The organism is Pseudomonas edaphica, from assembly GCF_005863185.1.
In the GTDB taxonomy this organism is placed as follows: Bacteria; Pseudomonadota; Gammaproteobacteria; order Pseudomonadales; family Pseudomonadaceae; genus Aquipseudomonas; species Aquipseudomonas edaphica.
Genome location: NZ_VBVZ01000411.1, coordinates 1 through 5,579 on the forward strand (window position 1 = coordinate 1; position 5,579 = coordinate 5,579).

The window sequence follows — 5,579 nt, forward strand, 5'->3', positions numbered from 1 at the left end:
ACCCACGACTGCGCATCGGTCAGCACGCCTTCGAGGCCATAGCCGACTTCGATGCGCAATTTGCGCTCATCACGGGCGACGATCAACAGCGCGCCGTTGTCCTTGCCCTTTTGGCCGATGCCCCACTGGCGGCCCAATTGATAACCGTAGTCCTCAATGGGCACGCCCTGCAGGTCAGGCACAGTGACCACCACGATCTGGTCACCCGAGGTTTGCTCCAGCGCCTGCAATTGCTGGGTCAGTTGCGCACGTACCGCCGGCTCGATCATCTGCGCGGTGTCCACCACCCGCCCGGTCAAGGCCGGGAAGGTCAGCGCCGCCTGGGCCACGCCCACGCAGGCCAGCAGCCACAGCGCCAAGCCTATCCGTAATAAACGCATCGACACCTCAGAGAAGCCTTATTTGAACTTCACTTGCGGCGCTTTATCGGCGTCGGCACTGGTGGCTTCAAACGTGGCGCGGATCGGCAAGTCGCTGTACATCACGCTATGCCACAGGCGGCCGGGGAAGGTGCGGATCTCGGTGTTGTAAGCCTGCACCGCCTGGATAAAGTCGCGACGGGCCACGGCAATACGGTTTTCGGTGCCTTCAAGCTGAGACTGCAACGCCAGGAAGTTCTGGTTGGCTTTGAGGTCCGGGTAACGCTCGGACACCACCATCAGACGGCTGAGTGCGCCGCTCAAACCGTCTTGAGCCTGTTGGAACTGCTTGAGCTTCTCGGGGTTGTCGAGGGTGCTGGCATCCACTTGGATCGAGGTGGCCTTGGCCCGCGCCTCAATCACAGCGGTGAGGGTGTCTTGCTCATGGGCCGCATAGCCCTTGACCACTTCCACCAGGTTGGGAATCAGGTCGGCGCGGCGTTGGTATTGGTTTTGCACCTGGCCCCAGGCCGCCTTGGCCTGTTCGTCCAGGGTCGGAATGGTGTTGATGCCGCAACCGCTCAGCACCGTGCTGATCAGTAGCAAAGCCGCGGCCTTGAAGCCCCAGCGGTAATGTTGTGCTGCTTGCATAGTGTTTCTCCTGCCCAATCTGGATGGAATGTGACGACTAACCCTATAAACCGCGCGCTTGGGGCATAATCCGCCACCACTGGATTGCGTCGAGCCAATCAGCTAAAAAGATGCCCAGCGCGAATAAGAGTTCACAAGTGTGGTGCATTTACTGCAATAACACTCGAACAACAACATAGGTTCCCCCACATTTTGGCAGACCAGCGCATTTTCGCTGTGCAGTAGCCGAAAAAGGATATTCATGAAAAAGCTGTGTTTGCTCGGCCTTGTTGCCACTCTGGCCACCCACCCCGTCTGGGCAGAAACAAAGCCTGCTGCGCTTAAAGACAAGGACGCCTTCGTCAGCGACCTGCTCAAGCAGATGACCCTGGATGAAAAGATCGGCCAATTGCGCCTGATCAGCATCGGCCCGGAAATGCCCCGCGAGCTGATCCGCAAGGAAATCGCCGCCGGCCGCATCGGCGGCACGTTCAACTCGATCACCCGCCCGGAAAACCGTCCGATGCAGGACGCGGCCATGCGCAGCCGGTTGAAGATCCCGATGTTCTTCGCCTATGACGTGATCCACGGCCACCGCACCATCTTCCCGATCAGCCTGGCCCTGGCCTCCAGCTGGGACATGGACGCCATCGGCCGCTCCGGGCGCATCGCCGCCCAGGAAGCCGCCGCCGACAGCCTCGACATCACCTTTGCGCCGATGGTCGACATTTCCCGCGACCCGCGCTGGGGCCGCACCTCCGAAGGTTTTGGTGAAGACACCTACCTGGTCTCACGCATTGCTGAAGTGATGGTCAAGGCGTTCCAGGGCGTAAGCCCGGCAAATGCCGACAGCATCATGGCCAGCGTCAAGCACTTCGCCCTGTATGGCGCGGTGGAAGGCGGTCGCGACTACAACGTGGTCGACATGAGCCCGGTCAAGATGTACCAGGACTACCTGCCGCCGTACCACGCGGCGATCAAGGCCGGTTCCGGCGGCGTGATGGTGGCGCTCAACTCGATCAACGGCGTACCGGCCACCGCCAACACCTGGCTGATGAACGACCTGTTGCGCAAGGACTGGGGCTTCAAAGGTTTGGCCGTGAGCGACCATGGCGCGATCTTCGAGCTGATCAAGCACGGCGTGGCCAAGGACGGGCGTGAGGCTGCCAAGCTGGCGATCAAGGCCGGCATCGACATGAGCATGAACGACTCGCTGTACGGCAAGGAATTGCCCGGCCTGCTCAAATCCGGCGAAATCGAGCAAAGCGACATCGACAATGCGGTGCGCGAAGTGCTCGGCGCCAAGTACGACATGGGCCTGTTCAAAGACCCGTACCTGCGCATCGGCAAGGCTGAAGATGACCCGGCCGACACCTATGCCGACAGCCGCCTGCACCGCAGCGATGCGCGCGATATTGCACGCCGCAGCCAGGTCTTGCTGAAAAACCACAACAACACCCTGCCGCTGAAAAAATCCGCGACCATCGCCCTGGTAGGCCCGCTGGCCAAGGCCCCGATCGACATGATGGGCAGTTGGGCCGCCGCCGGTAAGCCTGAACAATCCGTCACGCTGCTGGACGGCATGAACGCTGTAATCGGCGACAAAGGCAAAATCATCTACGCCCGTGGCGCCAACATCACCAATGACAAGGCCGTGGTCGACTACCTCAACTTCCTCAACTTCGATGCGCCGGAAGTGGTCGATGACACCCGCCCAGCCCAGGTGATGATCGACGAAGCGGTCAAGGCCGCCAAGGCAGCCGACGTAGTGGTCGCCGCCGTGGGCGAGTCCCGTGGCATGTCCCACGAGTCTTCCAGCCGCACCGACCTGAACATCCCGCAAAGCCAGCGCGACCTGATCAAGGCGCTCAAAGCCACCGGCAAACCGCTGGTCTTGGTGCTGATGAACGGCCGCCCGCTGTCGATTGTGGATGAAAACAAAGAGGCTGACGCGATCCTGGAAACCTGGTTTGCCGGCACTGAAGGCGGCAACGCCATCGCCGACGTGCTGTTCGGTGACTACAACCCATCGGGCAAGCTGCCGATCACCTTCCCGCGGTCGGTGGGGCAGATTCCAACCTACTACAACCACCTGAGCATCGGCCGGCCGTTCACCCCAGGCAAGCCGGGCAACTACACCTCGCAGTACTTCGATGACGTCACCGGGCCGCTGTTCCCGTTCGGTTATGGCTTGAGCTACACCACGTTCAGCCTGTCGGACATGGCGCTGTCGTCCACCACCCTGAACAAGACCGGCAAGCTTGATGCCAGCGTCACCGTGAAGAACACCGGTAAAGTCGATGGCGAAACCGTAGTGCAGTTGTACATCCAGGACGTGGCCGGCTCGATGATCCGCCCGGTTAAAGAGCTGAAGAACTTCCAGAAAGTCATGCTCAAGGCCGGTGAAGAGCGCACTTTGCACTTCACCATCAGCGAGGAAGACTTGAAGTTCTACAACACTCAACTCAAGTTCGCGGCGGAACCGGGCGAGTTCAATGTGCAGATCGGGTTGGACTCCCAGGATGTGCAGCAGCAGACGTTTGAACTGCTCTGATCTAAAACTGTAAATGCGGTCAGTGTGGAAGCTGGCTTTTGTGGGAGCTGGCTTGCCTGCGATGCAGGCACCTCGGTGTGTCAGGTGTACTGAGGTGATGCTTTCGCAGGCAAGCCAGCTCCCACATTTGATCTAAGTGATGCGGCTACCCCCGCCGATCCAGCAGGTTGACCACCAACCGATCAATCCAGCCCCACACCCGCTGCTTCACCCGCCGCCACAGTGGCCGCGCCTTCCAGGCCGCCAGGCTCACCGCCTGGCTCTTGGCAAAATCACCCTCGAAACTGCCCACCACCGCTGCCGTCAATTCTGGGTCGAGCGCTTCCAGGTTAGCCTCCAGGTTAAAGCGCAAATTCCAGTGGTCGAAATTGCACGAGCCAACGCTCACCCAGTCGTCCACCAGCACCATTTTCAGGTGCAAAAAACACGGCTGGTATTCAAAGATCTGCACGCCTGCGCGCAACAACCGTGGGTAATAACGGTGCCCGGCGTAGCGCACTGAAGGGTGATCGGTGCGCGGGCCGGTCAGCAATAAACGCACATCCACGCCACGCCCGGCTGCGCGGCGCAACGCACGGCGCACGCTCCAGGTCGGTAGAAAATACGGGGTGGCCAGCCAGATGCGCGTCTTGCTGCTGTTCAGCGCGCGGATCAGCGACTGCAAAATATCGCGGTGCTGACGAGCATCGGCATACGCCACGCGCCCCAGGCCAGGCCCGGTGGCCGGCACCTTGGGCAAGCGCGGCAAACCGAAATGGGTGGCGGGTTTCCACTCACGGCGCGCCGCGTTGGCATGCCATTGGCGGTCGAACAACGCCTGCCAGTCCAGCACCAACGGGCCGCTGATCTGCACCATCACTTCATGCCAGTCGGCGGTGTCTTGCCCTGGCGTCCAGAACTCATCGGTAACGCCCGTGCCGCCGACCACGGCGATGCCCTGATCAATCAGCAACAGTTTGCGATGGTCGCGGTACAGGTTACGCATCCAACGGCGCCAGCTCAGGCGATTGTAGAAGCGCAGTTGCACGCCCGCGTCGGTGAGGCGCTTACGCAGGCCCAGCGTGAAGGCCAGGCTGCCGTAATCATCAAACAGGCAGCGCACCTGCACGCCGCGCTCGGCGGCTTGCACCAACGCTTGCACCATGGCTTCAGCGCAAGCACCCGCCTCCACCAGGTACAACTCCAGATCGACCTGGCGCTCGGCCCGGGCAATACCCACCAGCATCTGCGGGAAGAAACTCGGGCCGTCGATCAGCAACTCGAAGCGGTTGGCGCTGCGCCACGGGAACACTGCGCCGCTCACGTCAGCGCGCCGTGAAAATCAGCACCGCACCGACCGGCACCGACAAACTGATCGACGCCAAGCCGGCCGCCTTGCGCAGTGCCGCCACACCCGGCACCAAATCGAAATCCTCGGCATGCAGCACCACAGGTTCCAGGGTTACCACCTGGAAGCGTCGATCATCCAGGCGTGTGGCGAGCAGTTCGGCGCTGTAGGTTTGGGTCTTGCCATGCAAAGTCACCGACAGTGGCAGGCGCAACTCAATTTGCGCGCCTGGGGCCAGGTCATTGATCGGTTGCAGATTAATCTGCGCGCTGATCAGCGCTTCGGGGAAGGCCTTGATCTGGAACAGGTCATTGCGCATGCGCTCATCGCGCAGCGGGATGCCGCTGTTGATCGACTCCATCTCGACCTCAAGCTGCGCCGCGCCTTTGCTGTCGACCTTGCCGTGCAACACCAGGAAACGATGCACCTCGGCAATCTCGGTGTTCTTGGTGGTGACGAACGACAGGCGCGAGGATTCGTTATCCAGGTACCAGTCGGCGTGGGCAGGCAAGGCGGCGCACGTCAACAGCGTGAAGGCCAGGGGTTTGAGATTGAACATAGAAACTCATGGGGCAAAAAACCTGCACGAACCTTAAGCGCAATCTCACAAGCGGCGCAAATCCAATGTGGGAGCCGGGTATCTGCACAATTTTTCAAGGCAGCCAAACCCCTGTGGCGAGCAGGCTTGCCCTGCGTTGGGCTGCGAAGC

The 5,579-nt window shown here is 60.9% G+C and carries 5 protein-coding genes; 1 reads left to right on the top strand and 4 read right to left on the bottom strand.

The features are described 5' to 3' along the window. Both FEM54_RS22780 and FEM54_RS22785 read right to left on the bottom strand, forming a co-directional pair. Positions 1-380 (bottom strand): TPM domain-containing protein (locus FEM54_RS22780; protein ID WP_171045886.1); only part of this gene is annotated, 380 nt, incomplete at its 3' end. 18 nt (positions 381-398) lie between these two features. After that, positions 399-1,010 carry a LemA family protein gene (locus FEM54_RS22785; RefSeq protein WP_017137266.1) on the bottom strand — a complete coding sequence of 204 codons (612 nt, stop codon included), beginning with the start codon at positions 1,008-1,010 and terminating at the stop codon, positions 399-401. A 241-nt stretch (positions 1,011-1,251) separates the two neighbouring features. On the opposite strand from FEM54_RS22785, the gene bglX reads away from it, so the two are divergent. After that, complete coding sequence (gene bglX / locus FEM54_RS22790) at positions 1,252-3,543, top strand: beta-glucosidase BglX (RefSeq protein ID WP_017137265.1); 2,292 nt, start codon at positions 1,252-1,254, stop codon at positions 3,541-3,543. A gap of 145 nt (positions 3,544-3,688) precedes the next feature. Here the strand turns inward: bglX and FEM54_RS22795 are convergent, their stop codons facing one another. Both FEM54_RS22795 and FEM54_RS22800 read right to left on the bottom strand, forming a co-directional pair. Beyond that, positions 3,689-4,846 carry a phospholipase D-like domain-containing protein gene (locus tag FEM54_RS22795; protein WP_099548607.1) on the bottom strand — a complete coding sequence of 386 codons (1,158 nt, stop codon included), beginning with the start codon at positions 4,844-4,846 and terminating at the stop codon, positions 3,689-3,691. A 1-nt stretch (position 4,847) separates the two neighbouring features. Further along, complete coding sequence (locus FEM54_RS22800) at positions 4,848-5,429, bottom strand: YceI family protein (RefSeq protein WP_017137264.1); 582 nt, start codon at positions 5,427-5,429, stop codon at positions 4,848-4,850. Positions 5,430-5,579 lie beyond the last annotated feature (150 nt).

Bases quoted from the DNA above. Each gene is read 5' to 3' on its own strand.
- FEM54_RS22785 (WP_017137266.1), bottom strand. From the start codon at position 1,010: ATGCAAGCAGCACAACATTACCGCTGGGGCTTCAAGGCCGCGGCTTTG.
- FEM54_RS22800 (WP_017137264.1), bottom strand. From the start codon at position 5,429: ATGTTCAATCTCAAACCCCTGGCCTTCACGCTGTTGACGTGCGCCGCC.
- bglX (WP_017137265.1), top strand. From the start codon at position 1,252: ATGAAAAAGCTGTGTTTGCTCGGCCTTGTTGCCACTCTGGCCACCCAC.